This is a genomic window from Octadecabacter arcticus 238 (genome assembly GCF_000155735.2).
Lineage (GTDB): Bacteria > Pseudomonadota > Alphaproteobacteria > Rhodobacterales > Rhodobacteraceae > Octadecabacter > Octadecabacter arcticus.
This window is the reverse complement of sequence record NC_020908.1, coordinates 3,569,106-3,594,614: the sequence shown is the minus strand read 5'-3', so window position 1 is coordinate 3,594,614 and position 25,509 is coordinate 3,569,106. Positions and strand designations below refer to the sequence as shown.

The following is a 25,509-nucleotide window of genomic DNA, read 5'->3' as shown; positions in this document are numbered from 1 at the left end:
GTCCTAAACCAGTGTGGCGTCACCGTCGTCAACGGCCTCGCGCCAATGGCGACGGCACAGGCTGACGTAGGTTTCATTGCCGCCGATCTGCACTTGATTGCCACCCGTCACGACGTCGCCGTTGCCGTCTTTGCGCACGACCATCGTGGCTTTCTTGCCGCAAAAACAGATGGTTCTGATCTCGCGCATTTCATCCGCAAGCGCGAGGAGCGTGGCTGATCCCGGGAACAGCTCCCCCATGAAATCAACGCGCAGCCCGTAGGTCATAACCGGTAATCCAAGGTCATCGACCGCGCGCGCCAATTGCCAGACCTGATCAGTGCTGAGGAATTGCGCCTCGTCGATGAACACGCAGGCACAGGGCCCTGCTGCCATGCGCTGTTCTATCTTGCGAAACAAATCATCGTTGCGCGCAAATGTATCTGCTGGCTCTCCGATGCCGATCCGGCTTGCGATGCGTCCTGCCCCTGCGCGATTGTCAAATTGCGCGGTCAACAAATAGGTCTGCATGCCGCGTTCTGCGTAATTATGCGCGGCCTGCAACAGCACCGTCGATTTGCCAGCGTTCATCGTCGAATAGTTGAAATAGAGCTTTGCCATAATTTGGGAAAATGCCCCGCCGCTGGCCCCGTTGCAAGGGCTCAGCGGCGGTTCACTGTGTTTCGTCCGTGAGTGGTGGGCTGCAAACAAGCCCTAACGAAACGGCGGACCAAGGATACCGAATTTTCAAATGGCGGACCATCTGACCTTGGATGGGGTTCGCGCCCTTAGCCCTACGATGTTGGGGACGTCAATCTCGGTGGTTTTCAGGTCTTTTCAACTTATCCTTGTGTCTATATCTGTGAAGGCTGGATGGGTTGGTTCATGGGAAATGATTAGGGTCATTCCCCGCACCGCCAAAATAGGGACGATACATATGGCCGGCATCGGCAGTTACCTAAAAAAACACACAGAAGCCTTGGTCAAGGACGTAGGGATTGAACCGGCGTGTCAACTGACCGGTAAGTCCAAGGCAACCTTGGGCAGGTACTATTCCGACTCCGAGGAACACTCGGACAGGTTCATGCCGGTGGACACGGTCGCACGGCTTGAAGCCGCGGCGAGTTATCCGCACGTCACATCCGCTTTGGCGGAACTGCATGGTGATACGCTCAACAAGAACAACTCGAACAAAGGCTCTGGCGGGGGGATCAATTCTGATGTGATCTCTCTCAGTCAACGGTTTGCGATGCTGATGGGCGAATACCAGATATCTATTGAAGACGGCGTCATTACCAACAATGAGGCCAAGCGCCTGCTGCGCGAAACGGTTGAATTGCAAAAAGTTCTGATCGACATGAAGCTGCATCATGAGGATGGAAATGACTGAAGGTACCCTCTCAGACATGCCTAATTTAGTACCTGATGCGCTGAAACCATTGGATATTCCTGCTTTGGTTGGGCCGAGTGAGCCGGACCATGCACCGCGGATATTGCTGCTTTATGGCTCTGTGCGCGAGACCAGTTATTCACGCGCGGCGGCCGAAGAGGGCGCGCGCGTGCTGCGCGCGTTGGGTTGTGACACCAAGACATTTAACCCAAGTGGGCTGCCTTTGCCTGACGATGCCCCCATCGATCATCCCAAAGTGGCAGAGCTTCGCGCGCTGGCATTGTGGTGCGAAGGCATGGTCTGGTCATCGCCCGAACGCCACGGCGCAATGACGGGAATTATGAAAACTCAGATCGATTGGCTGCCGTTATCACCCATCGGTGGCGTGCGCCCGACGCAGGGAAAAACGCTGGCAGTGATGCAGGTTTCCGGCGGGTCGCAGTCGTTTAACGCAGTTAACCAGATGCGCATTCTGGGGCGTTGGATGCGGATGGTGACGATCCCGAACCAGTCGTCGGTGCCGATGGCGTGGAAAGAATTCGAGGCCGGGCGAATGAAACCATCGCCGCTTTACAACCGGATCGTCGACGTGATGGAAGAGCTCGCGCGTTTCACGGTTATGACGCGTGGCCGCAAAGAGATGCTTGTGGATCGCTATTCCGAACGGGTCGAATCGCTCGAAGACGTCCACAAAAGGGTTAATTCCTAGATTATCTTTTTAAATCAACGGTATAATTGGAATTCCGCAGGCGGATACGGCCGAAAGGGCCAAGAATATCAGAGCAATCTTCATTTTTAAGCCTCGTATTCTTTTCGGATTAAGTGCGTTTCAGGTCATGCGTGTTCTAGAATGACGGATCCCACAGAGTAGCCTGCCCCGAAGGAGCAGATGAGTCCGACATCACCTTTAACCATGTCAGATGAATATTTCGCAAACGCAATGATCGATCCTGCAGAGGATGTGTTGGCGTAGTCTTGTAGAATATTGGGTTGCTCACCCGCCAACGGGTCGCGCTCCAAGACCTTTTTGCCGATATAATCGTTCATCGTCTTGTTGGCTTGGTGCAGCCAAAGGCGTTTGAGGTCAGTGGCTTGCAAGCTTTCATCGTCCATGTGATCGGCTATGTGTTTACTTTCCACAAACGGGATTAAAGCCACCGGCTTCCAGCCGGTCCGCTTTAGCGTAATGTACTATAATCTTCCCTCTCATTTTTAAGACCCCGCGAAGCGGTAAGGGTCTTAAAAATGAGAGGGAAGATTATGATCTATTCCACAGGAAGCCATACCAAATTTTATCACCGGTTTCACGTCGTCTGGACAACAAAATACCGATACAAAGTTATGCGCGGTGAGATGCGTGAGCGTATCCGTGAAATCATTATCCAAACATGCCAAGAACTTGGCGTGCATATTGAGAAGGGCGTATTGTCGACCGATCACGTCCACATGTTCATATCGGTCCCGCCTCAGATAGCATTGTCAAAGGTGATGATGCGGATCAAGGGACGCTCGTCTTATAAGATACAGCGCGAGTTTCCCGAACTGCGCAAACGGTACTGGGGCCAGCGGTTTTGGGCTCGCGGATTTTTCTCAACAACCAGCGGCAATGTCACTGACGCTGTCATACTTCAGTATCTTGAATTACATTCAAAAAGGGAACCTACCGGCGTCAGCCGGTAGTCGTTCAGTGACCAAGGGCAGGACTTCTTTAAATACTTTGCGCCCGTTTTGCATGAATTGCATGTCGCGGCGGTCGTCCATTTGATCGCGGCTGCGGCGCAGGAAGCCATTATTATTGCGGATATTGTTGGAAAACTGCGTCGCCAGCTTGGTGGATTTGATCTTGAAGTGGGGCGTTTGCAGGTCATCATCGCGTTCAATCAACAGGGCGGTGGCGACGTCACCAAAGATGAAATGGCAGTCGCGATCGCGCCATTCCAGATGGGCGGAACAAATTTCGGGGCAGACAACTAAGACGCTGGAAATGCTGCCGGATTTTATCATATCTGCCACCATTTGGATGCCGAACGTGGCGCTGGAACAGGCGACGTTCATGTCAAACGCGAAGCCGTCAATTTCGAGCAGTTTTTGAATTTCCACAGCGATCGCAGGATAGGCGCGTTCGTGGTTGGACGCGGCACAAATGACGGCGTCTATATCGTCGGCGGATTTACCGGCCTGCGCCATGGCCTGCAATGCGGCGTCCACGGCCATTTCCGCCATCAGGCTGGGGTCGCCGTCGCTGCGATCCGGCAACTTGGGATACATCCGCGCGGGGTCAAGAACGCCTTCTTTATCAAGAACATAACGACGCTCAATCCCTGAAGCGGCGAAGATAAATTCGCTTGATGAATGGGGTTTTGCCGCCATGGTCCCAGCCGCAATCGCGTCGGCATTTTTGGCGTTAAACAGGTCTGCATGAGCGTTAAAGGCCAACACCAATTCATCGTTTGTGATGGAGTGTTCGGGGGTGAAAACCCCTGATCCGGTGATGGCTGCATTGTACATATCTCGCCCCTTTTGGTTCGCATTTATGCAGGCATCGGGCGCAAAATTGCAAGCGGCACGCGGCGTACACAGACCATGCACCACCTGTACACAACCTGTATGTACAGGCGCAACGCGCGCTGGATCAGGGATTGGTTCAGATTTGGCCTGCATAATGCCCCGAGAGCAGGAGGTAGACATGCGCAAGATTGAACCGAAGACCATGACGAAGACCGAAAGGCTCCATTGGGGTTATGGCGTGGATGCCATCAAGAAGATGGAATATGAACTGATGGGGTATTTGCACGAATACAAAGCCCTGCCGCCCGCTTGGGACGAGATTTGGGAGGACGACGACCGCCGCGACCCCAAACGCACCCGCGTGACGATCCGGCTGGATGCTGATGTGGTGAAATTCTTTAAGGGGCTGGGGACGGGTATCAGACACGGATCAACCGCGTGCTGCGCGCCTATATGCATTTCTGGCTGGCGAAACTGATCGAGGGACCGGACACGATGGATTACGTGCTGCGCCCCGAAAAGGTGTTGGAAGAAGCGGGCGTGCGTCCGAAGTGGGGCGATGCCGCGGCGCATGAGGTGCGGTTTAGTCAGATGGCGGAGGCGAGGGAGAAGGCGAAAGACGTGCCCGCGAAGAAGGTGTTGGACGGTAAGCGGCCTTGGGTGACGAAGGATGATCCGTTTGGGGGGGAGAAGGGGCGGTGAGGGTTGAAGTGCAGCGAAGGTCCGCGTTGAGCGCTTTGTGTCGGATGCTGGGCTGCGCATGAATGGCTGCTCCCAACAGAGAGCCAAAACCTTCAACAACTGTTTGGGATTTGAACGGGGTTTTTGGTCGCGTAAATTGAGCTGGTTTTCGCATGTTCCAAAAACGAGCGTTTTTGAACGCCTGTCGAGTGTCAAAAATGCATATTGGATTTTGCTTTACGCAGCTAAAAAACTATTCTTGTAGCTGAATGTTACAACAAGGATAGGTCATGTCGTCTTTACAACTGCGTCAAAGATTCGAGATTACAATCAAATCTAAAGGTCAAAAATTGAAGCATGTTTGCGCAGCGCATGAAGAGGCTGAAGCCGTTGATCGCATAATGCGCACTTACAAGACACACAGTCCTGAGCTTGTAAGTGTGAAGCGGCTTGGCGTGTTGCCTGTGAAACTCAAACGTTAGCGTCGCTTTCCCAAAAAGAGCGTTTATTGAATGGTTCTAGCCGTTCCAAAAACGAGTATCCGTCTTGATCAAGCCCCCTTTGTCACCCAATTTCGATCTGCTTTGATGAGAGCGTTGGCGAGTTCGATGAGCTTTCGCATGAGTGCCGTTATGGCGACTTTGGGGGGCTTTCCTGCTTTGATCAGGGCTTGATACTTAGCCTTGAAGTCTGGGTTGTGTCGCATCGCTACCAAGGCCGGCATGTAGAGTGCATCCCTCACTATTTTCCGCCCACCCTGAATGAATGATTTCCCGCGCCATTGCCCCGATTGACGCGTCATCGGGGCTAGGCCAGTCAAACTGGCCACCTGCTTCCGGTCCATACTCCCGGTCTCGGGCATCTCTATCAAAATGGTGGCAGCACAGATAGCGCCGACGCCTGGAATGGAGCGGAGGATTTTCATCGAGTGCGCCAGTTTATCGCTGGAGTTTATCAAGCGTTCAATTTCAGCATTGATTTCAGCGATTTGCTTATCTACCTGAGCCAAACGGGCTTTGCTTTGGCGGCGCGTGATGGACAGGGTTTGAGTTTTCATTCGGCTCATGATGCCGGTTCTATCCTTGATCAATCCTGACCGAAATGAGCGTAACTCTTTCAGATCGTGTTGAATTTCAGCTGCTGGCTCATCCGGTTCTAATGCAAATGCATTCCCCATGTCTGCCAGCATTTTGGCATCAACAGCGTCTGTTTTTGCGCGCAAGCCTTGGGCTTGTGCAAACCGGCGCGCCTGCAAAGGGTTCACCTTTACCAATGGCAAATGTGCGCCCAAAGCGCGTTCAAGCCCGCTGTGATAGGCACCTGTTGCTTCATAAACAACGCGTGCCACTGCCGTCTTTGCGCAGAACCTGGAAAGCGCCTTAAATCCTGCAGGGCAATTGCTAAACGACATCGTCTTCCCGTCGCTTAGCCGGTGAATGTCCAAAGTGGCTTTGGAAATATCGATCCCAATGGTATCATCTGTCATCTTCGTCATATCCTATGCTTGTCCTAGAGGGCTTTGTGCCGCTCTGTATCCGTTCAGGCCTTTGGCGAAGGTGATGGTTGATCCTACTCGTTTACGGCCCTCAAAAACCAAGGGTTTGCCGATCCAACCACCACCACCGATCAGCACTCTAGAATGCTGATCGGTGGCTCTTGTTTCGCACAAAAGCTGGGATATTCATAAGACAAGGGTTTTTGGAACGGTGCCGAATGGCGGCTGTGCAGACAAAGCAATGGTTCAAAACTCATGTTTCAATTCCGGCTATACCCCTTAAACAGGGGCTGGCATGGGGTGCGTTCCCAGCGTCATTTGCCACAACATCTTTCGAAGAAGTGACGCTGACCCTAGATTTAATTTCACATATAATTTGGAAACGCAAAAATGACCCCATTTTTTCTTGATCGGCCAATCCAAGCAGTTAAAACGTGAAACCATGAGCGAATTTTGCGGCGACGCGAGAAAATAAGTTACCCGTTCCGCGTCGGCGTACTTGCTATTATGAAGAACGAGTCCCTAAATATAAAGGAATGGATTGAGCACTATCTCTGGCAAGGTATTGAACAGATTTATCTTATCGATAACGGCAGTACAGACTTGACACTTGATATTATCAGGCCTTGGGTCGAAAGTGGGCAAGTGAAGATAATATCTCTGACAAAGCCTGCGCGTCAACGTGAGCATTACATTACCGCACTGCGGAATTTTAAAATTTCTAAAGTATGTGAATGGCTTGTAATAGCGGACATTGATGAGTTTTGGTTCTGTAGAGACGGCAGAAAAATTTCAGATGTTCTTGGAAATATGGATTATCAGACTGAAATTATATACACTAGTTGGTCAGTTTTCGGTAGCAACGGCCATTTAAAGCATCCCGCAAGCGTTCGAACAGACTTTGTCATGCGACAGGAGAGAGCGCCAGCACGGGCTCGCGGTGAACAAAAATGGATCTGCCGCACGAAGGCGTTGAGACAAGAAAAGAATGTTGGCGTACACCAAATCAAAAACGCATGCTCAAGCAAGACGATTACTGATAACGACACCTTCCAACTGAACCACTACCAGATTCAAAGCGAGGAATTTTTTACTATACTCCTGCGCCTGAATTGACCTGACGATTTTGGGCCTGCGATTCACTTCGTCGCATGGCCAAAGGCGGTTCAGTCTGTATTTTGAGTTTATGAGCAAGCAATACAAAACAGTCTCCTTATCCGACGAGCAGCGCATAGCACTTGAAGCGCTTTGCCGCCGCCGCAAAGTTGACGCCCTTGTTTGGAAACGGGCGCGCGCGTTTCTTCTTTTGGACGCAGGAGAAGACGCCGGAACGGTTTGCCGGATTTTGGATATTGGCCCGACAGTTTTGACGGAGTGGCGATTTGCCTTTGCCGGTGCGGGACTATCGTTTTTCGGTCTGAAGGACTACAGCCAGCGTCAGGGTCATTTGTCCGTCGTGCAAGAGCAGGCGGTGAGAGCTTAGGCTCAAGTTTCAAATGCAACACTCAGAGCCCTTTGGGCATAGGATGTTGTGATGGACATACGAAGCAAGCACCTCAGCAGCGAGGACCGTGGCGTGATATTAGCCGAGCATAATAGGGGCAGCAGTCAGCGGTTGATCGGCCAGCTTTTGCATCGCCCGGCGAGCACGATCTGCCGTGAGCTGGCGCGAGGTCGGCAGGAAGACGGCAGCTATTGCCCGCAAGCGGCGCGGCAGGCCTATGATGCCCGGCGTGCGCGCTGCCGCCGCGAGCGCAAGCTTGTGGAGGGGAGCGATCTTTATCGTTTTGTTCATGGCAAGCTCGTACATCTGCACTGGTCGCCTGAGCAGATTGCGCAGAGACTGCGTCTCATGAAGCCTGATGATCCATCCGCCCATGTGAGCCATGAGACCATCTATGCCGCGATTTACGCGCAGCCACGTGGTGGGCTGAAGGCGGCGATGATCGAGGCGTTGCGTCAAGCGAAGCCTAAGCGTGGGCTCAAGCGCAGGACAGCGGCGGGCAGTGCTATGGTCTCGGAATCATTGCGCATTATCAATCGCCCTGAAGAGATCGAAGCGCGACTGGTACCAGGCCATTGGGAGGGCGACCTCATCAAGGGCGCATTCAATCGCTCGTCAGTGGGGACCTTGGTTGAGCGCAAGACACGCTTTGTCATTCTTTGCAAAATGGACGGCAATGGGGCCGAGGCCGCGCTCGACAGCTTCACCCGCCAGATGAGACGACTACCCGCTGCTTTGCGCAAGAGCATGACCTACGACCGCGGCTCCGAAATGGCCTGCCACCCCGAACTCGCCAGACGGTTGAAGATCGATATCTGGTTCTGCGATCCGCATGCGCCTTGGCAGCGTGGCAGCAACGAGAACACCAACGGACTGCTGCGTCAGTACATGCCCAAAGGAACTGACCTGAACGGTGCAAGCCAAACATGGCTGAACGACGTTGCAAACCTGATGAACAACCGCCCGAGAAAAACTCTCGGTTGGAGAACACCCGCTGAAGCCATGGCCGACGAAATCGCGGCCTTCAAATCAACCGTTGCACTTGATGTTTGAATCCAAGGAGCCCATTTCACCGCGCAGCCTGCCCGCAATGCCGATGAGGTCTGTGCCTATGTTCTAGCCGAGTGCGACCAAAACTACAGCACGTCGGGAGCCGCCAAGCTGATGCGCCGCCTGGGGTTCGCGTATAAGAAACCACAATTGCTGCCTGCACAGGCCGATGAAGCCAAGCAGGCTGCGTTTATTGCCAAATATGAGGCCCTGATGAACGGGTTGGCCGCAGATGAGATGGTTGTCTTTTCGGACGCTGTCCACCCCGAACACCAGAGCCGCCCCGCCCATGGTTGGTTCCCCAAGGGACAAAAGACGGCCCTGAAGGCGACATCAGGGCGCAAGCGGCTCAACATTCAGGGCGCGCTTGACCTTGAGACTTTCCAGTTCACCTTTGTGGAAGGCGAGAAGATCAATGCCCAGACAACCCGACAGATGCTGGAAAAGTTGGAACGCAACAACCAAACCAAGACGGCCATCCACGTCTTTGTCGACAATGCCCGCTATCATCATGCCAAGATACTACAGCCATGGCTGGACAGCCCAGAACGTCGGGTGAAGTTGCATTTCTTGCCAGCATATGCCCCGCACCTCAACCCGATCGAGCGTCTTTGGGGTGTTATGCACAAATGGGTCACCCACAATCGGCACTATGCAACGTTCAACCAATTCACAGAGGCCATTTTCGACTTCTTCCGCAAGACCCTGCCAGAAAAATGGCCAGAGTTCCGCGACACCGTCACCGACAACTTCCGCGTCATATCGCTCAAGGAATACAAAGTGATTTGAGGGGAAAACCTCAGGTCAATTCAGGCGCGGGAGTATACTTCAAAAATGACGCGGGGCGACGCAGCCAAAAGTAAATGGAACGATATGCGGACGATGGAGTATTTTAACTCGATTGATCGCCTTGCAACGATTGAAGATCGAGTGCTTGAAAATATGGTAATTCATTCGAGGTAGGAGTAGAAAAATATGGCTGCTTTCACAATTTAATCTTGATTTCTAAGTTTTCGTCTGTTGCTCTGATTAAAAACAATGCCCCTGAACAATATAAGCTCTTTGCCGACTTTCGCTGCACTTGCACAGATCGTTCAAAAACGACCGTTTGCTGAACGCTCGGCGAGAGACACTCGCGCCAAGCAAATATTTTTAGATCGCAAAGTCGATTAGAGATTTTCCTGCTGAGAGCTCATCCTTAATCCAATTAGGCTGTCTACCACGCCCGCTCCAAGTGAGCGATGAATCTTCCGGATGCTTGTACTTGGCGGGCGAAGCAACTTTAGCTTTCTTGCCACTCGTAAAATCCGCCAGCTTGTACCCATGCTTTTGCGCAACCGCCTCTAACTCTGCAATGACGCCTGCACGTTTACGATCTTCAAAGCTTGCGACCGCTTTAGTTGCATCTTTTTGCAATTGCTTTAGTTCTTTGATTGACAGATTTTCCAAGTCAGGTTTCGTCATAAGTTAAACTTTCTATCTAAGTATTTGGCTCTCAGCTATCGTTTTTGAGTTTTAGCGGCAACAGCAAATGGTGAGTAACACCGTTTCCAGTCCACTCGAAAAAAAACCACCGTTTGTGAACCACCCATCCAGTGCCAAAAACGACCGTTTGTTGAACGCTTGGTTTTCTGGAAGCAGCTATTGGCGCGAGTGCAGCGCATTAACGCTTTGTCCGCTGAGCGAGTTTTTGAGACCTACCCCTGCAAGGCCCTAACTTTCACATCGCCCTGAACCTTTGCCTTCATCGCCAATGCCGCCGCGTGGCTACCGCTTAATGTCGTATAATACGGGATGCGGTCGTTGAGGGCGACGGCGCGGATGGATCGGCTGTCTTCAACCGCTGCCGTGCCTTCGGTGGAGTTGAAGACCAGTGCGATTTCGCCGTCTTTGAGCAGGTCGGCGACGGTGCGTCCGCCCTCATAGACCTTGTTGACGCGTTCGGTTTTGATGCCTTGCGCCTCAAGCCAGTCGGCGGTGCCTTTGGTGGCGCAGATGGTCATGCCAAGGTCGGTGACGATCTGTGCGGCTTCCAGCAATTGCGGGGTTTTGTCGCTGTCTTTGATGGAAAAGAACACGCGGCCCGATGTGGGCAGATCAACGCCTGCACCCATTTGCGCCTTGAGGAAGGCGCGATCAAAGCTGCGTGCCCAGCCCATGACTTCGCCGGTTGAGCGCATTTCAGGGCCAAGGATTGTGTCGACACCGGGAAAGCGGTTGAATGGCAAAACCGCTTCTTTAACCGAAAACCACGGGGTTTTCGGGTTGGCGAGGGTGAACGGGTTGCCAAGCGGCATGATGTCCATCGGGTTTTCGGCGGGCGCGTAAGGGGCGCGGTGCGGGAAGTTGGACAGCGGTTCACCGGCCATCAGGCGGGCGGCGATGGACGCGATGGCGGAGTCCGTGGCCTTGGCGACAAACGGCACGGTGCGGCTGGCGCGTGGGTTTACCTCAATCAGATAGACCTCTTCGACACCGTCTTCGTTGGCTTTGACGGCGAATTGCACGTTCATCAAGCCGATGACCTTGAGGGCAAGGGCCAGCGCGTTGGTCTGGCGGGTGATTTCGGCGATAATGTCATCGGACAGTGTGTGGGGCGGTAGGGAACAGGCGGAATCACCCGAATGCACGCCGGCTTCTTCGATGTGCTGCATGATGCCCGCGACGTGGGTGAATTCCCCGTCTGACAGGCAATCGACATCAACTTCGATTGCGCCGGACAGGTAACTGTCGAGCAACACGGGGCTGTCCCCTGACACAACCACGGCGGACGTGATGTAGCGTTTCAGCTGGCTCACGTCGCGCACGATTTCCATGGCGCGGCCACCGAGAACGTAGGACGGGCGGATGACCAGCGGGAAGCCGATGCTTTCAGCGATCTCAAGGGCTTGTTCGTCCGTGGATGCGATTCCGTTGTGCGGTTGTTTCAGGCCAAGGTCATTGACCAGCGCCTGAAAGCGTTCGCGGTCTTCGGCCCAATCAATACTGTCGGGTGAGGTGCCGAGGATCGGGATGCCTTCGTCTTGCAGGGCTTGTGCGATCTTGAGCGGGGTCTGGCCGCCGAACTGCACAATGACGCCGTGCAGGGTGCCGTTGGATTGTTCAACGCGCAGGATTTCCATCACGTGTTCGAACGTCAATGGTTCAAAATACAACCGGTCCGACGTGTCATAGTCGGTCGACACAGTTTCAGGGTTGCAGTTGATCATGATGGTTTCGTAGCCCTGATCGGTGAGGGCGTAACACGCGTGGCAGCAGCAGTAATCAAATTCGATGCCTTGGCCGATGCGGTTCGGGCCACCGCCAAGGATCACGACCTTTTTGCGATCCGACGGGCGCGCTTCGCACTCAACCTCGCCCATCATCGGGGCTTCGTAGGTGGAATACATATAAGGTGTCTGGGCTTCGAATTCGGCGGCGCAGGTGTCGATCCGTTTGAAGCAGGCGACGACGCCGAGGTTGATGCGCGCACGGCGCACATTGGACTCAAAGCGCCCCGACAAGGTCGCGAGGCGGGCGTCGGTGAAGCCAAGCATTTTGAGTTCGCGCAGCCCGTGTTCGTTGGTCGGCAACCCGTTCTTTTTCACGACGGCCTCGGCGTCGATGATTTCGCGGATCCGTGCGAGGAACCATGGATCAAACGAGGTGACGGCGTTTATGTCAACGTCTGACAGCCCGTGGCGCATGGCCTGCGCGATGACGCGAATACGGTCGGGGGTCTGTTTGGCCAATGCTTTGGTGATCGCGGCGACGCCGGAAACGGGGTCAGTTGCGCCCTCAATTTCGATGTCATCAAAACCCGTCAGGCCGGTTTCCATCGACGCCAGCGCCTTTTGCATGGATTCGTGGAATGTTCGGCCAATGGCCATTGCTTCGCCGACGGATTTCATCGCCGTGGTCAGGTAAGGTTCGGAGCCGGGGAATTTTTCAAACGCAAAGCGCGGGATTTTTGTGACGACATAGTCGATGGAAGGTTCAAATGACGCGGGCGTGGTGCCGGTGATGTCGTTGTCGAGTTCATCAAGCGTATATCCAACGGCGAGCTTTGCGGCGATCTTGGCAATCGGGAAACCTGTGGCCTTTGATGCCAGCGCGGATGAGCGCGACACGCGGGGGTTCATCTCAATCACGACCATGCGCCCGTCAGCTGGGTTCACGGCCCATTGCACATTCGAGCCACCGGTTTCTACGCCGATTTCGCGCAACACATTGATCGAATGGGTGCGCATCAGTTGGTATTCTTTGTCGGTCAGCGTAAGCGCCGGGGCGACGGTGATGGAATCCCCGGTGTGCACGCCCATGGGATCGATGTTTTCGATGGCACAGACAATGATGGCGTTGTCGGCGGTGTCGCGCACGACTTCCATCTCAAACTCTTTCCAACCCAGCAACGACTGGTCGACCAGAATTTGCGCCACAGGGGACGCTTCCATTCCAGTGCGGCAGAAATGTTCGTATTCAGCGCGATTGTACGCCACGCCGCCGCCGGTGCCGCCCATGGTAAAGGCGGGGCGGATGATCGCTGGCAGCCCAATCTCTTCGAGCGCTTCGAGAGCGATGGCGATGCCTGCGGGAATGTCGAATTTATCCGTCACGCGGGGTGCGTTTTTGTCTTTGGTCGGGGCGGTGACGATCGTGGCTTTCGGGTTCTCGATGCCAAGGCGATCCATGGCCTCGCGAAACAGCTGGCGGTCTTCTGCCATCTCAATCGCTTTGCGTTTCGCGCCAATCATTTCCACGCCGAGAAGTGCGAGGATGGATTTGTCGGCGGCATCTGCACCAAATTCCGCAATCAAAGCGTCAAAATCAGCGCCGGTAAAGAGTTGTGAGATCGTCATTTCATCCAAAGCCAGCGACGTGTTCAGGCCGGTTTGCCCGCCCATGGTTGGCAGCAACGCGTCAGGGCGTTCTTTGAGGATGATTTTGGCGACCACGGCAGGGGTGATCGGTTCGATATAAGTGGCGTCCGCCATGTTGGGATCGGTCATGATCGTGGCAGGGTTCGAGTTGACCAGAACCACACGATACCCTTCTTCGCGCAGCGCCTTACAAGCTTGTGCGCCGGAGTAGTCAAATTCGCAGGCTTGGCCGATAACGATAGGGCCCGCACCAATAATCATGATTGATTGGATATCGGTTCTCTTTGGCATGGTGGCGCCCCCTATGTACAAATCTTTGCGGGTTATAGGCGCGGGGCGTGCGGGTGCAAGGGGGAGTCTGGGGCCAATAGCTGTTTAACGTAGGTTTTTGGCTGGATCGCGTGGGGGCAATTGGCCCTAAACACTTGACTTCCGACGCACCGCGCGGTGTATCGACGCGACCGATTTATCCGAAGTTAGGAAACCCCATGCACGCCTATCGCAGCCACACTTGCGCCGATCTGAACAAGGAAAACGTGGGCGATACTGTTCGTCTGTCCGGCTGGGTGCACCGTGTGCGTGACCACGGCGGGTTGTTGTTCATTGATTTGCGCGACCATTACGGCATCACGCAAGTCATGGCAGACCCCGACAGCCCCGTTTTTAGCGACATCGAAAAGGTGCGCAACGAATGGTGTATCCGCATTGATGGCGAAGTGAAGGCGCGTGACGCGAGCCTTGTGAACGACAAGCTGCCCACCGGCGAGATTGAGGTGTTCATTCGGGACATTGAAGTTCTGGGTGCTGCTGCAGAACTGCCGTTGATGGTGTTTGGTGATCAGGAATATCCGGAAGAAACCCGTCTGAAATACCGTTACCTCGACCTGCGCCGCGAGAAGATGCAGAAAAACATGAAACTGCGCAGTGACGTTGTGTCGTCCATGCGCAAGCGGATGTGGGACAAGGGGTTCCGCGAATTCCAGACGCCGATTATCACGTCGTCCAGCCCTGAAGGCGCGCGCGATTTCTTGATCCCGTCACGCCTGCACCCCGGTAAATTCTACGCGCTGCCGCAGGCACCACAGCAGTTCAAACAGCTGATCATGGTCAGTGGCTATGACAAGTATTTCCAGATTGCGCCCTGTTTCAGGGACGAAGACCCGCGCGCGGACCGATCCCCGACAGATTTCTACCAGCTTGACCTGGAGATGTCGTTCGTTGAGCAGCAGGACGTGTTCGACACAATCCAGCCCGTCATCACCGGCATCTTTGAGGAATTCGGCAAGGGTCGCAAAGTTGACCAGATGTGGGAACAAATTTCCTACCGTGACGCAGCCCTTTGGTATGGCAGCGACAAGCCGGACCTGCGCAACCCGATCAAGATGCAGGTCGTGTCCGAGCATTTCCGCGGGTCAGGCTTTGCGATTTTCGCCAAGCTGCTTGAGCAGGACGGAACCGAAGTGCGCGCCATTCCGGCACCGAAAGGGCCGAACGGACAGCCTGTCGGACGCAAATTTTGTGACCGGATGAATGCGTTTGCACAAAAAGAAGGTCTGCCCGGCATGGGGTACATCTTCTGGCGTGAAGTGAAAAACCTAGAATGGCATCCTCAAGTATTGGGAACAATTCTCGGCTGGATTGAAATGGGTGCGTGCGAAAATCTTACGGCCGAAGCTATTCTTGGTGGAGTGAACGCAAAAGATGGAGAGCTATTCCAATCAATTGTCGACCTAATCAATAATGGTGATGGATTGGATCTCAAACGAGCCAAAGAATTAGCCTCTGCGACTTATGGACCTGAGTTTGTATGTGAAGCGGCTGGTCCACTGGCCAAGAACATCGGGCCAGAGCGCACGGAAGCGATCCGTCAGCAATTGGGATTGACCGTCGGCGATGCGGCGTTCTTCCTTGGTGGTAAGCCGAAAACGTTTGAAACCGTGGCGGGCAAAGCGCGGGCTGTCATTGGCGATGAGCTGGGCCTGACCGATCTGAACCGTTTTGCGTTCGTGTGGATCGTCGATTTCCCGATCTACGAGCGCGACGCTGAAACTGGTAAAATCGACTTTGAACACAACCCGTTCTCCATGCCCCAAGGCGGGATGGCCGCACTTGATGGCAAGCCAGAGGACGTGTTGGGGTTCCAATATGATCTTGCGTGCAACGGCTATGAATTGGTGTCTGGCGCGATCCGGAACCACCGCCCCGAGATTATGTTCAAGGCGTTCGAAATTGCGGGCTACGGCAAAGACGAGGTCGAAAAGCGGTTTGGCGGCATGGTTAACGCGTTCCAATACGGCGCCCCGCCCCACGGTGGCTGTGCCGCAGGTGTGGATCGGATCGTGATGCTGTTGGCGGATGCGGACAACCTGCGCGACGTCATCATGTTCCCGATGAACCAACGGGCAGAAGACTTGATGATGTCGGCCCCGTCCGAGCCGCAGAACGAACAGATGCGCGAATTGCGTTTGCGGGTTATTCCGGCTGACGATTAATTTGACGGTGATATGACTTGAAACGGGCGGGGTTCACTCCGCCCGCTTTGCGTTTCACGGCCGTCTTGGCTGTTTTGATGCGAATTGTGCGCGGTTTTATTCCGACGTGTGCGAAAAACCCGCACATGGGCGCAGCAGACCCATATAACAGGCGTAGCTGTAACACGGAGTTTTCGACGTGCCATTCGATCCGACAATCGCCGCGATCCGTTTCGGGATGGGCCTGCCACCGACCATCGCACCGCCCGCGTCGGTGGACGATATGCTGACGCGATTGGCGGGGTCCGACGAAATTGGTGCGGCGATCCCGATTCCGACGTTTTCAATAGCCCAGCCGTCGCCTGAGGATTTTCGCATTGCTACGCGCGCCCGAAACGCGGTGCGCGGCACTGACGCAGAGGCGGCGGCAGAAGACGTTCGCGACGCATTGCGGTCCGACTCTCGCGAAGCGGTGGCAGAACACATGAAGGCAAGTATTGCCCGCGCGGTCTATACACACGACGGGTTTCGTGAACGTTTGGCGCTGTTTTGCGCAGACCATTTTACAGTTCGCGCAACAGCCGCAATCCGGCGCCATCTTGTGTCGCCTTATATCGAAGAGGCGATCCGTCCGCATGTGGCGGGGCGGTTCGCGGATATGTTGGTGGCGGTGGTGGGCAGCCCGATGATGATTGTCTACCTTGATCAGAACCGATCCATGGGGCCAAACAGCCGATCTGCGTTGCGACGCGATGGTGGCCTGAACGAAAACCTGGCGCGCGAAGTTTTGGAACTGCACACGTTGGGTGTCGGCGGGGCCTATACACAAGACGATGTGCGCCAATTTGCGGAGCTGCTGACAGGCGTGACCGCCAACGCGCAGCGGGGCGGATTTTTTCAGGAAAATCGGGCCGAACCCGGTTCAGAAACAGTCTTAGGCGTCACATATGGCGGTGATGAAGACTCTCTTGATCATGTGAACGCGGCCCTGCGCGACATTGCGATGCACCCTGATACGGCGCGGCATCTGGCGCAAAAGCTGGCGGTGCATTTTATTGGACCCGACCCGGAAAACGCGCTGGTTGTGGCGATGGCCGCGCGATATTTAGCCACGGACGGAACGCTTTTCGCAATGTACGAGGTGTTGTTGGCGGATGAGGCTGCGTGGTCGCCTGTCGCAAAAAAGGTCAAGCAACCGTTCGAATTTATTGCGTCTTCCATGCGCGCACTTGGTGTCCCACAGGCGGCTATTCTGGCCGCGTCGCTGCAACAGGTGCGCCGTTGGGGGCTGCGCCCGCTCGGTGTCATGGGGCAAACTTGGCAAAACCCAGTGGGGCCGGACGGTTGGCCGGAAGACGACGAAAACTGGATTACACCACAGGGAATGGCGGGGCGTATAACGTGGTCAATGCAAGCGCCGCAGGAAATGCTGGAAACGCTGCCGGATCCGAGTGACTTTGTGTATCGGGCGCTGGGCCCGAACCCGCCGGAGGCTGTGATTTTTGCCGCCAATGCAGCCGAGACCGTGAAAGACGGGATCGGCATTGTGCTGGCGTCCGCCGCGTTCCAGAGGAGATAAGTGATGGATCGTAGACGTTTCCTGATGAGTGGTGCAGCGCTTGGGTGTTCTGCCGCCGCGTCGCCGTTTATCACCCCTGTCGCCATGGCCGCAGCGCCATGGGACACGCGGTTGGTCGTCATAATCTTGCGCGGCGCGATGGACGGGTTGGACGTGATCCAGCCCTACGGCGACGCGGCTCTGGCTGGATTGCGCCCGACGCTCCTGACAGGTGAGGCAGGCGGCGCTACAGATCTGGACGGGTTTTACGCGCTGCACCCGCATTTCTCACCGCTACGCCCGTTGTGGGAGGCCGGTGAATTTGGCGCGGTTCATGCCGTGTCCACGCCGTATCGCAACAGACGTAGTCATTTTGACGGGCAGGATATCCTTGAAGCGGGACTGTCGGGGGCAACGCAGGGACGTCTGCGCGATGGGTGGCTGAACCGGATGTTGCAGGTTGTTCCAGGTCTGGAACCCGAAGTTGCGTTCGCCATCGGTCGCGAACAGATGTTGGTGTTGAGCGGAGACGCACCCGCATCGCGCTGGTCGCCGGATGCACGGCTGTTGATTTCGCCAAACGCGCGCGCCTTGTTGAATGTCGTGCATCATGACGATCCGTTGTTTCGGGACGCATCTGCTGATGCCATTGATATCGCCAAACAAATATCCTTGCAGGCTGACCTCGCAGAGGAAACGGACGCGATGATGGCCGCCAATCCGATGATGGAATCCGTGCCGCGCAATGGTGAACACGTAAAAATCGCGGAATTCGCGGCGTCGCGGCTGCGGGCGGATACGCGGATCGCGTCGTTTTCGATCAACGGTTGGGACACCCATGCACGACAGGAAAATGCGCTGCGGCGCAGCGCTGACAAGTTGAACGACACGATTTTGACGCTGCGGGCTGGCTTGGGGCCGGTTTGGGACAAAACCGCTGTGCTGTGTATGACGGAATTTGGCCGCACCGCGCGTGAAAATGGCAGCAAAGGCACGGATCACGGCACGGGCGGTGCAATGCTGTATGCAGGTGGTGCGCTGCGCGGTGGGCAGATCATTGGTGATTGGCCTGGGTTGGGCGACGGCGATCTGTATGACGGCCGCGATTTACTGCCGACGCGCGATGTGCGCGCCCACGCGGCATGGGTGATGCGTGGTTTGATTGGGCTGGACCGTTCGGTCTTGGAACAGTCGATTTTTCCCGGCCTCGACCTTGGGTCGGATCCGGGTCTGGTGTTGTAAGCTGCGAGAAATGGCTGGGGATGAGGCGGGCATGCTGACGGACGCGATCACAGCGGCACCGAGCAGCAGGATACCAGCGGTTAAAACCATCCAGTCCAGCGTCGCGTTTCCGTCTTCTTGGGTCCAGAACTTTTAACGAAGCGTTCCATCGTACTCATTCCCTCTTGTGGCTGGTCATCTTAGCAACGACGTATGGCGTGAAATTGGGGCAGCAATCTGGCAGACTGGCGGCGGGTTTGGGTGCATTCGGGGGCATTAAATGGACACGACCACACGGCCAATTGGCCCGATTGTTGACTTTGACGGGGCAAAATTTCCCGATGGGCGCACGCTTGTCGGGGCGCATGTGCGGCTTGAGAAGATTGATCCTGCACGCCACGGCGCGGCCCTTTGGGCGCAGATGGCGGGGCAGGACGCGCTTTGGGATTATCTGTATGAAGAACCACCAGTGGACGAGGCCGAGTTTCTGGCGGTGGTCACGCAGTATGCCAATCGAGCGGATTGGCTGGGCTATGCGGTCTGCCTGCCGGACGGGGCTATTGTGGGCTACGCCTATTACCTGAATATTGTGCCCGCGATGGGCACGATCGAGGTTGGCAACATCAACTTCGCGCCGGTGTTGCAGAAAACCATCGCCGCGACAGAGGCGATGGTGTTGATGATGCGTGAGGCGTTTGCGCTGGGCTATCGGCGTTATGAATGGAAATGCAACGCGCTGAACCAACCGTCGCGGCGCGCAGCCCAGCGGTTGGGGTTCTCGTGGGAGGGGATTTTTCGCCAACATTTGATCGTTAAAGCCCGCAATCGTGACACCGCTTGGTTGGCGTTGTGTGATGATGACTGGCCCGCAATGGATCGCGCGTTTGAAATCTGGCTCGCGCCCGACAATTTTGATGATAAGGGGCGCCAGCGCCAGTCTTTGGGTGCTTTGACAGGGCCGCACCGTGTCGCCAACGATCCCGATCAAGCTGACTAGATCGACGCCGTCTATTTAGACGCCGTTTATATCGCTGCAGTACGCGCAATGCGCTCTTTTACCATGGCCGCGATGCGGGCGACTTGGCCCTGCACCGCATCACCGTTGACTTGCAGTTGCGCCAACCTGTCCATTTCGCGGCTGAGCGGCGTGTCGTTTACACTGCGGGGAGGCCACCCAGAAATTGCGTCAAATAGCGCAAAGTGCGTTGATCGCTGGTATCTTCAAGCGCGATTGCGGCGGCGGCCAGATCATCGCGCAGGGCAACTTCGTCGGGAACAACAGCGTCTTCGCACAGAATCCGCACGTTTTTAGGTTGGCGATCTATGGGCAGGTGTTCAAGTATTTTGGATTGGAAATAACCGATGCTGGACAGGGGTTTGGCTAAAAACCCATCGGCGCCCGCCTTGATGGCTTTGTGTTCACCATCCGGATCAGCGGACGTGCCAAGCACCACGTCGACGTGCGATTTTCCGATCGTCAGTTCGCGGATCAAATCGACGCCGGACCCGTCCGGCAGGCCAATGTCGATGATCACAACTGAGGGGCGATAAATCTTGAGGTGGCGCTGTGCATGAAACAAGCTGTCAGCGCGTCTGCTCCGCGCACCGGATCGCAAGCACAAAAGACGCATCGCCTCGGACGCGAAACGGCTGTCTTCGACCACCAAAACCGTGAGGCCCAGCAGCGGGCGAGCGGACGTCGGCGGGCGCGTCTGCATAAAATCGTCCATACTATCCATGATCATTTCCCCATTTGGCCGCAATTGGCTGTGCTGAGCCTCACTAGACTTCACTCTTGTAAATCTAAGGTTAATGGAGCCACCGATTTGCCCGCGACATGCTGGCCGTTGCGCGTCGCGGTTCCATGCCCGATAAGGCAAGCACAGCAATGCAAGGGGCGCAAAATGATTGGACGTTTGAACCATGTGGCCATCGCGGTGCCGGACCTTGATGCCGCCTGTGCGCAATACGCGTCGGCACTGGGCGCCAAAGTGGGCGCGCCGCAGGACGAACCTGATCACGGGGTGACGGTGGTTTTCATCGAGCTGCCCAACACCAAGATCGAATTTTTGTACCCTTTGGGGGATGATAGCCCGATCAAAGGGTTTCTTGAAAAAAACCCCGCTGGCGGGATTCACCATATCTGCTATGAAGTCGATGACATCCTTGCAGCCCGCGAAAAACTGCTGGCCGAAGGCGCGCGGGTTTTGGGCAGTGGAGAGCCGAAGATCGGCGCACACGGCAAGCCTGTGCTGTTCTTGCATCCGAAAGATTTCAACGGCTGCCTAATTGAATTGGAGCAAGTCTAATGGGTATCACATCTGCAATCGTTCTGTTCGCCGTCGTCTGGTTTTTGACGTTTTTCATAGTCCTGCCACTGCGCTTGGAAACCCAAGGTGACGTCGGTGAGGTTGTGCCTGGAACCCATGAATCTGCACCATCAGGGGCGGTCGTCGGGCGCAAGGCGCGGATCACCACGTATTTCGCAGTGCCGATCTGGGCCGTGTTGGCGACGGTCATCTTGTCGGGCTGGATATCGGTTCGTGAACTGGACTGGTTTGACCGCATGGCAACGCCGACAAGCATTCAGCAAAACGGTGTTCAGGACACGTCCAACTGAACCCACAGCGGGCGATGGTCCGACAGGTGATAGTTCACATGGCTGCGAAATTCTGACACGCGTTTGTCAGGGTTGGGGTCGGGGTCCGCAGTCGTGTCGAGCTTGTCCCACAACCCCGCAAACACCGCATTGTCGAAATCAAACACATCGTAGTCAATGATGCGGGTCTGCAATCGGCCCGGTGCGAAGGCCATTTGGTCATAGGTGTTTTTGCCCGACAGGTTCGAGCCACCTACACGCGACGCATATTTCAGCGGCTGCATGCCGTATTCGATCAAGGCGCGGTAGCTGGCCTGTTTCAGGGTCATATCCGGTACATTCATGTCCCCGAGCAGGATGATATCTTGGTCGTAGGTCGTGTCTTTTTGTGACCGTTTGTCGGCCCAACGTGCCAGCGCGTGAACCTCCATCACGCGGCGTGCATAGGCTTGGCGTTTGGCCTGTGTGGTCGGGTTGCCGCCTTTGCCGTAATACAGATGACAGTTTGCCAGTGTCAGATCGACAGAGCCGCAGGCGAAGGAGCCGATGTAGGGATTGCGATCAAACGGTTCAAACGCGAGGTCGTCAAAACGTTTGGATTTGGGTTTGTTGTAGTAGGTGTAGTGCACCGTGACGTCGCGCTTGGGGAAGTCACGGGCGCGCAGTGCGACCTCTCCGAACAACTGCTTGGGGGTGACACGGTCTCGATCAAACACAAACGCCAAACGTTCGGAATTACCAGCGGTGTCTGACATGATGAAATCCCATGTCGGGCCCATGTGCTTAACCATGTCTGCCAGCGGGTGCCAGTTTTCGTTCACTTCCTGAACCGCGATCAGATCAAAGCGGCCACAAATATGGGCCAGCAGATCCAGCGCGTTGTCGCTTCGGTTCTGCACGCCAAAATTGGCGATGTTCCAGCAGGCCAGCAACAGGCGATCTTGCGCGCGGGGTGGCACATTGCGCAGATCGAAATGTGCGTCCAAGGCGCGAATTTCATGGGCTTTGCGAAACGCAAACGGATCGTCGGGTTTACCGTGTGGGGGCATGGCTCCAGCTCCGCCTAGGACAAAAGATGCCCCAGACTAGGCCGGATTAGCCGTTCTGCCCAGCCAGACGGTGATAAAGATGGGTGAACGTCGCCGCGCCAAGGATCGGGATGAACAGGTTCATCAGCGGGATTGTCAGCGGCAGGGCCATCAGAATGCCGGCCATCCAAATCTGGGGCAGGTATTTGCGGCGCATGTTGCGTGCGCCCTCGCGTCCTTCGCGACGGGTGGCGGCGATGGTGAAATACTCACGCCCCAACAGGAAACCGTTGAGGGCGTAAAAGATTGGCACCGCAAAGAACGGCAACAGCCCATAGCCGATGATCGCCAAAAGATTGGCCCCGACCAGCACCCCAAAGAAAAGAACTGTATCGCGTAGTGCGTCGATGAACGGCACCTCGGGGGCGGGGGCCAGATGTGGGAAATGTTTGGCTTCGACAGCGTCCGCCACATCATCAAGGAAGAACGAGGTGATCGCGGACGCGGCAGGGATCATCAAGAAGATCGACATCAAGATGATGACACCAAGCCCACCCCATCCGAGCAGATTGTCGATCCAACTGACCTCACCAATAATAGGAAGCGTGATGGGGCCACCTGCGAACGCCTCAATCAAAGACAAAAAGCCTGCGTAGATCGCCACAAGCAAGGCCACCGTCAGACCAAGGCCAAGAAACAGCACGCGCCGAAACGCGCGGTCATTCATCTGGCCAAGCGCCTTTGCGAAATCCGCAAATATCATGCGTCGAGCCACGTTACTTTTTGCGCCAGATCGGGGCGTGGGCGTTCGGGTGGGGCGTTGGTTTCAGTGCCGATATGGATCAGCCCCGCGATGCGTTCATGGGGCGCAAGACCGACGCCGTGTTCGCAAAACACACGGTCATGAGACGCCCAGCCGGACAGCCAATTTGCCCCCCAGCCCGCCGCAAGGGTGGCGTTAAGCAGCGACAGACAGACCGCACCCGCCGAATAGGCTTGTTCGATCTGGGGCACTTTTTCCGACGTCACGGGGCTGTCGACCACCACAATCGCAAGGTCCGCGTCGCGGTATTGCGAGATTGCTTTTTCAACGGTGTCGGGCGCAATATTCAACGCTGCTGCACATTCGGGGATCATCGCCGCAAGCCGTGCCAACGCAGGCTTTCCCAGCACGATAAAGCGCCATGGTTCCAGTTTGCCATGATCCGGGGTGCGGGCGGCGGCGGTCAACAGCATGTCAAGCGTGGCGCGATCCGGCACTGGTGCGCGCAGGGTCTTGGCTGGGCGGGACCGGCGCGACAGCAGGAAATCGAGGGCGGCTTGGTTCGGTACTGGCATTGGGAATCCTTGGTTGTGTTGCGATGCATATAGGGGCTGCGCCGCGCCGCCACCAGATGTGGGCCGAAAACGTCGGGTCCCTGTCGGAGAAATCGCGGACCTTTGCGGATGCTTGGATACCTTCTGCAGGCCGATGCAACCTAAACGGGGGGAGCCTGATGGACCTGCGCAGTCTATTCGTGGCGCCGGCTGCGGCGTTTGACGCAGATGAGCCGATCAAAGCCGCGGCGCGCGCAGAATTGATTGCTGCGGCGCCAGATGCGCGGTTTGATGGCGCGGCGCAGGGGAATCGCGTTTGGAACTGAGTGAGTAAAGGATTGCTCTTGCAGGTGATGGCGGGATGGATTCTGGATGGGTGGTTGTTCTCATCGGGTGCTCATCGCCATGCATATTTTTCTATCCGCCTTCGACGAAGTTCCTGATCCGCGCGCCAGTAACGTGCGCCACGACCTTGGTGAACTGCTCGTTATCGCCTTCGTGTCGGTCTTATGTGGATCGACCTCCTGCGCCGAGATGGCCGCATTTGGCCGTGCAAAAGAGAGCCTTTTCAGGAACTTCCTGAAACTCAAGCATGCCATTCCATCGCATGATACCTTCTCGGAGGTCTTCCGGATCATCGACCCGAAGGCACTCGATGCGGCCTTCAGTAAGGTACTTGCCGATGTGACCAAGCTCCTCAAAGACGGTGATATCATCGCGATTGACGGCAAAGCGTTACGGGGTGCGCGCGACCCGGGCGAAAGCGCACGGACCCGCATGATGGTCTCAGCCTATGCCTCGCGGCTGCGCCTGACGTTGGCGACAGTACCTGCCGACCGAGGCACAGAACTCAGCGCGGCCATAGAGGCGCTTGGGTTGATCGATCTGCGGGGCAAGGTGGTCACCGGTGATGCATTACATTGCAACCGCCGCACGGTTGCCGCAATCAACGCAGGCGGCGGTGATTGGTGCCTCGCCCTCAAGGGTAACCAGGAATCCCTGTTGTCTGACGCCCGTGGATGTTTCAGCAAGGGGCACAAAAGCGATCCAACAGCCGTTACGGAAAATACCGGCCATGGAAGAAAAGAAACCCGTAAGGCGGTTGTGGTATCGGCTAAGGCATTGGCAGAATACCACGAATTCCCTGGCCTCAAGGGGTTCGGTCGCATCGAGGCGACCAGAGAGACGGGCGGAAAGGTGACCTCAGAGACCCGCTACTTCGCGCTGTCTTGGGTTCCCACACCTGAGGTGCTGTTGGCCGCTGTCCGCGACCATTGGGCCATCGAAAATGCCCTTCATTGGCAGTTGGATGTGTCTTTCCGCGAGGACGCCGCACGCAATCGGAAAGACAACGGTCCCGGCAACATCGCCGTTCTACGTCGCCGCGCACTCGACGTCCTCCGGCGTGACACATCCAAGGGCTCTCTCTCCATAAAAATCAAACGTGCAGGCTGGGACACCACCTTCTTACGCAGCATTCTCAGTGACTTGGCAACAACATGAGCCAAATGCGATTGCCCTGTGGCGCGGGGTGGCACTGCCACCCAGCATGATCGATATCATGGTCGCAGCCGATGCCCATCCGGTGTGCTGCTTATTGGCGCAGACGCCGCTGGACTGGGCGCAGCCAAGCACATCGAGCGATCCAAAATACCTCGCCTCTGGTGTGGGAAAATTGCATGTGGAATTGTTGGGGCCGGGTGGTTTGGCGCGATCTGATGTGGTGCGTTTGGGGGTCTGCGGGATGTTGCCCAACAGCGAATACGGCATTCGTACCCATCCGGCAGAAGAGGTGTTCGTGATGCTGGCGGGGCAGGCGGATTGAAAACGCGGGAATGCCGATTTTACG

Annotated in this window: 24 protein-coding genes and 4 pseudogenes; 18 read left to right on the top strand and 10 right to left on the bottom strand. The window is 55.8% G+C overall.

The annotated features are described in order from the left end of the window. Positions 1-3 precede the first annotated feature (3 nt). Entirely contained in the window at positions 4-600 is a 597-nt protein-coding gene (locus OA238_RS18650; protein ID WP_015496376.1) for a thymidine kinase, read from the bottom strand. 316 nt (positions 601-916) lie between these two features. Here OA238_RS18650 and OA238_RS18645 point away from each other — a divergent pair, with 316 nt between their 5' ends. Together OA238_RS18645 and arsH are read left to right on the top strand one after the other, a co-directional pair. After that, positions 917-1,369, top strand: a complete 453-nt coding sequence (locus tag OA238_RS18645) for a hypothetical protein (protein WP_015496375.1) — start codon at positions 917-919, stop codon at positions 1,367-1,369. Beyond that, a complete protein-coding gene (gene arsH / locus OA238_RS18640) occupies positions 1,362-2,078 on the top strand; it encodes an arsenical resistance protein ArsH (protein WP_015496374.1) in 717 nt (238 codons plus the stop codon). Before OA238_RS18645 ends, arsH begins: the two co-directional genes overlap by 8 nt. Before the next feature lie 125 nt (positions 2,079-2,203). Here arsH and OA238_RS18635 read toward each other — a convergent pair. Further along, positions 2,204-2,521 (bottom strand): annotated as a pseudogene (locus OA238_RS18635) (3-oxoacyl-[acyl-carrier-protein] synthase III C-terminal domain-containing protein); the annotation flags it as partial. Between the two features lie 108 nt (positions 2,522-2,629). Here OA238_RS18635 and tnpA point away from each other — a divergent pair. Continuing rightward, on the top strand, positions 2,630-3,049 hold the full coding sequence (tnpA, locus tag OA238_RS18630) for an IS200/IS605 family transposase (RefSeq protein WP_015494130.1): 420 nt from the start codon (positions 2,630-2,632) through the stop codon (positions 3,047-3,049). Here tnpA and OA238_RS18625 read toward each other — a convergent pair. Beyond that, positions 3,047-3,877, bottom strand: a pseudogene (locus tag OA238_RS18625) (beta-ketoacyl-ACP synthase III); the annotation flags it as partial. The gene tnpA and the pseudogene OA238_RS18625 sit on opposite strands and share 3 nt — an antisense overlap. Positions 3,878-4,055: 178 nt before the next feature. On the opposite strand from OA238_RS18625, the gene OA238_RS32970 reads away from it, so the two are divergent. Then, entirely contained in the window at positions 4,056-4,355 is a 300-nt protein-coding gene (locus OA238_RS32970; protein WP_015496373.1) for a BrnA antitoxin family protein, read from the top strand. Beyond that, positions 4,316-4,579, top strand: coding sequence for a hypothetical protein (locus OA238_RS18615; protein WP_015496372.1), 264 nt, complete (start codon positions 4,316-4,318; stop codon positions 4,577-4,579). The genes OA238_RS32970 and OA238_RS18615 overlap by 40 nt, the downstream gene beginning before the upstream one ends. 529 nt (positions 4,580-5,108) lie before the next feature. On the opposite strand, the gene OA238_RS18600 is transcribed toward OA238_RS18615, so the two are convergent. Then, positions 5,109-6,044, bottom strand: coding sequence for an IS110 family RNA-guided transposase (locus tag OA238_RS18600; protein WP_015496371.1), 936 nt, complete (start codon positions 6,042-6,044; stop codon positions 5,109-5,111). A gap of 462 nt (positions 6,045-6,506) precedes the next feature. On the opposite strand from OA238_RS18600, the gene OA238_RS18590 reads away from it, so the two are divergent. The 4 genes and pseudogenes from OA238_RS18590 to OA238_RS18575 form a co-directional block, all read left to right on the top strand. Next, positions 6,507-7,169 carry a glycosyltransferase family 2 protein gene (locus OA238_RS18590; RefSeq protein WP_144055940.1) on the top strand — a complete coding sequence of 221 codons (663 nt, stop codon included), beginning with the start codon at positions 6,507-6,509 and terminating at the stop codon, positions 7,167-7,169. Between the two features lie 70 nt (positions 7,170-7,239). Next, positions 7,240-7,533, top strand: a pseudogene (locus tag OA238_RS18585) (IS630 family transposase); the annotation flags it as partial. Positions 7,534-7,587: 54 nt separating this feature from the next. Continuing rightward, positions 7,588-8,610 carry an IS30 family transposase gene (locus OA238_RS18580; protein WP_015494347.1) on the top strand — a complete coding sequence of 341 codons (1,023 nt, stop codon included), beginning with the start codon at positions 7,588-7,590 and terminating at the stop codon, positions 8,608-8,610. A gap of 9 nt (positions 8,611-8,619) precedes the next feature. Then, a pseudogene (locus OA238_RS18575) lies at positions 8,620-9,396 on the top strand (IS630 family transposase); the annotation flags it as partial. Positions 9,397-9,759: 363 nt separating this feature from the next. Here OA238_RS18575 and OA238_RS18570 read toward each other — a convergent pair. Together OA238_RS18570 and carB are read right to left on the bottom strand one after the other, a co-directional pair. Next, a complete protein-coding gene (locus OA238_RS18570; RefSeq protein WP_015496369.1) occupies positions 9,760-10,071 on the bottom strand; it encodes an H-NS histone family protein in 312 nt (103 codons plus the stop codon). A 233-nt stretch (positions 10,072-10,304) separates the two neighbouring features. Continuing rightward, positions 10,305-13,757, bottom strand: coding sequence for a carbamoyl-phosphate synthase large subunit (gene carB, locus OA238_RS18565; RefSeq protein ID WP_015496368.1), 3,453 nt, complete (start codon positions 13,755-13,757; stop codon positions 10,305-10,307). Positions 13,758-13,954: 197 nt separating this feature from the next. On the opposite strand from carB, the gene aspS reads away from it, so the two are divergent. The 4 genes from aspS to OA238_RS18545 all read left to right on the top strand — a co-directional run bounded on the left by aspS (position 13,955) and on the right by OA238_RS18545 (position 19,713). Then, a complete protein-coding gene (gene aspS, locus OA238_RS18560) occupies positions 13,955-15,958 on the top strand; it encodes an aspartate--tRNA ligase (protein ID WP_015496367.1) in 2,004 nt (667 codons plus the stop codon). Between the two features lie 178 nt (positions 15,959-16,136). After that, positions 16,137-17,516 (top strand): DUF1800 domain-containing protein, encoded by a 1,380-nt coding sequence (locus tag OA238_RS18555; RefSeq protein WP_015496366.1) that lies wholly within the window; start codon positions 16,137-16,139, stop codon positions 17,514-17,516. Between the two features lie 3 nt (positions 17,517-17,519). After that, the gene (locus tag OA238_RS18550) at positions 17,520-18,737 is read left to right on the top strand and encodes a DUF1501 domain-containing protein (protein WP_015496365.1); all 1,218 of its coding nucleotides are present in this window, start codon (positions 17,520-17,522) and stop codon (positions 18,735-18,737) included. A gap of 259 nt (positions 18,738-18,996) precedes the next feature. Then, positions 18,997-19,713 carry a GNAT family N-acetyltransferase gene (locus OA238_RS18545; protein WP_015496364.1) on the top strand — a complete coding sequence of 239 codons (717 nt, stop codon included), beginning with the start codon at positions 18,997-18,999 and terminating at the stop codon, positions 19,711-19,713. Between the two features lie 157 nt (positions 19,714-19,870). Here the strand turns inward: OA238_RS18545 and OA238_RS18540 are convergent, their stop codons facing one another. Continuing rightward, the gene (locus OA238_RS18540) at positions 19,871-20,455 is read right to left on the bottom strand and encodes a response regulator (protein ID WP_015496363.1); all 585 of its coding nucleotides are present in this window, start codon (positions 20,453-20,455) and stop codon (positions 19,871-19,873) included. Between the two features lie 165 nt (positions 20,456-20,620). On the opposite strand from OA238_RS18540, the gene mce reads away from it, so the two are divergent. Beyond that, entirely contained in the window at positions 20,621-21,025 is a 405-nt protein-coding gene (gene mce / locus OA238_RS18535) for a methylmalonyl-CoA epimerase (RefSeq protein WP_015496362.1), read from the top strand. Next, on the top strand, positions 21,025-21,336 hold the full coding sequence (locus OA238_RS18530) for a DUF1467 family protein (protein WP_015496361.1): 312 nt from the start codon (positions 21,025-21,027) through the stop codon (positions 21,334-21,336). The genes mce and OA238_RS18530 overlap by 1 nt, the downstream gene beginning before the upstream one ends. Here OA238_RS18530 and OA238_RS18525 read toward each other — a convergent pair. The 3 genes from OA238_RS18525 to OA238_RS18515 are packed head-to-tail and all read right to left on the bottom strand — an operon-like array spanning position 21,318 to position 23,681. Next, positions 21,318-22,364, bottom strand: coding sequence for an endonuclease/exonuclease/phosphatase family protein (locus OA238_RS18525; RefSeq protein ID WP_015496360.1), 1,047 nt, complete (start codon positions 22,362-22,364; stop codon positions 21,318-21,320). The genes OA238_RS18530 and OA238_RS18525 overlap by 19 nt on opposite strands. Before the next feature lie 46 nt (positions 22,365-22,410). Further along, entirely contained in the window at positions 22,411-23,106 is a 696-nt protein-coding gene (locus OA238_RS18520) for an EI24 domain-containing protein (RefSeq protein WP_015496359.1), read from the bottom strand. Then, entirely contained in the window at positions 23,103-23,681 is a 579-nt protein-coding gene (locus OA238_RS18515) for a nitroreductase family protein (protein WP_015496358.1), read from the bottom strand. The genes OA238_RS18520 and OA238_RS18515 overlap by 4 nt, the downstream gene beginning before the upstream one ends. 158 nt (positions 23,682-23,839) lie before the next feature. Here OA238_RS18515 and OA238_RS32965 point away from each other — a divergent pair, with 158 nt between their 5' ends. Genes OA238_RS32965 through OA238_RS18500 form a run of 3 tightly spaced genes read left to right on the top strand, consistent with a single transcriptional unit; the run spans position 23,840 to position 25,485 of the window. Continuing rightward, complete coding sequence (locus OA238_RS32965) at positions 23,840-23,986, top strand: hypothetical protein (RefSeq protein ID WP_187293072.1); 147 nt, start codon at positions 23,840-23,842, stop codon at positions 23,984-23,986. A gap of 46 nt (positions 23,987-24,032) precedes the next feature. Continuing rightward, positions 24,033-25,163, top strand: coding sequence for an ISAs1 family transposase (locus OA238_RS18505; protein ID WP_015493784.1), 1,131 nt, complete (start codon positions 24,033-24,035; stop codon positions 25,161-25,163). Positions 25,164-25,209: 46 nt separating this feature from the next. Then, positions 25,210-25,485, top strand: a complete 276-nt coding sequence (locus tag OA238_RS18500) for a dimethylsulfonioproprionate lyase family protein (RefSeq protein ID WP_015496357.1) — start codon at positions 25,210-25,212, stop codon at positions 25,483-25,485. Positions 25,486-25,509 lie beyond the last annotated feature (24 nt).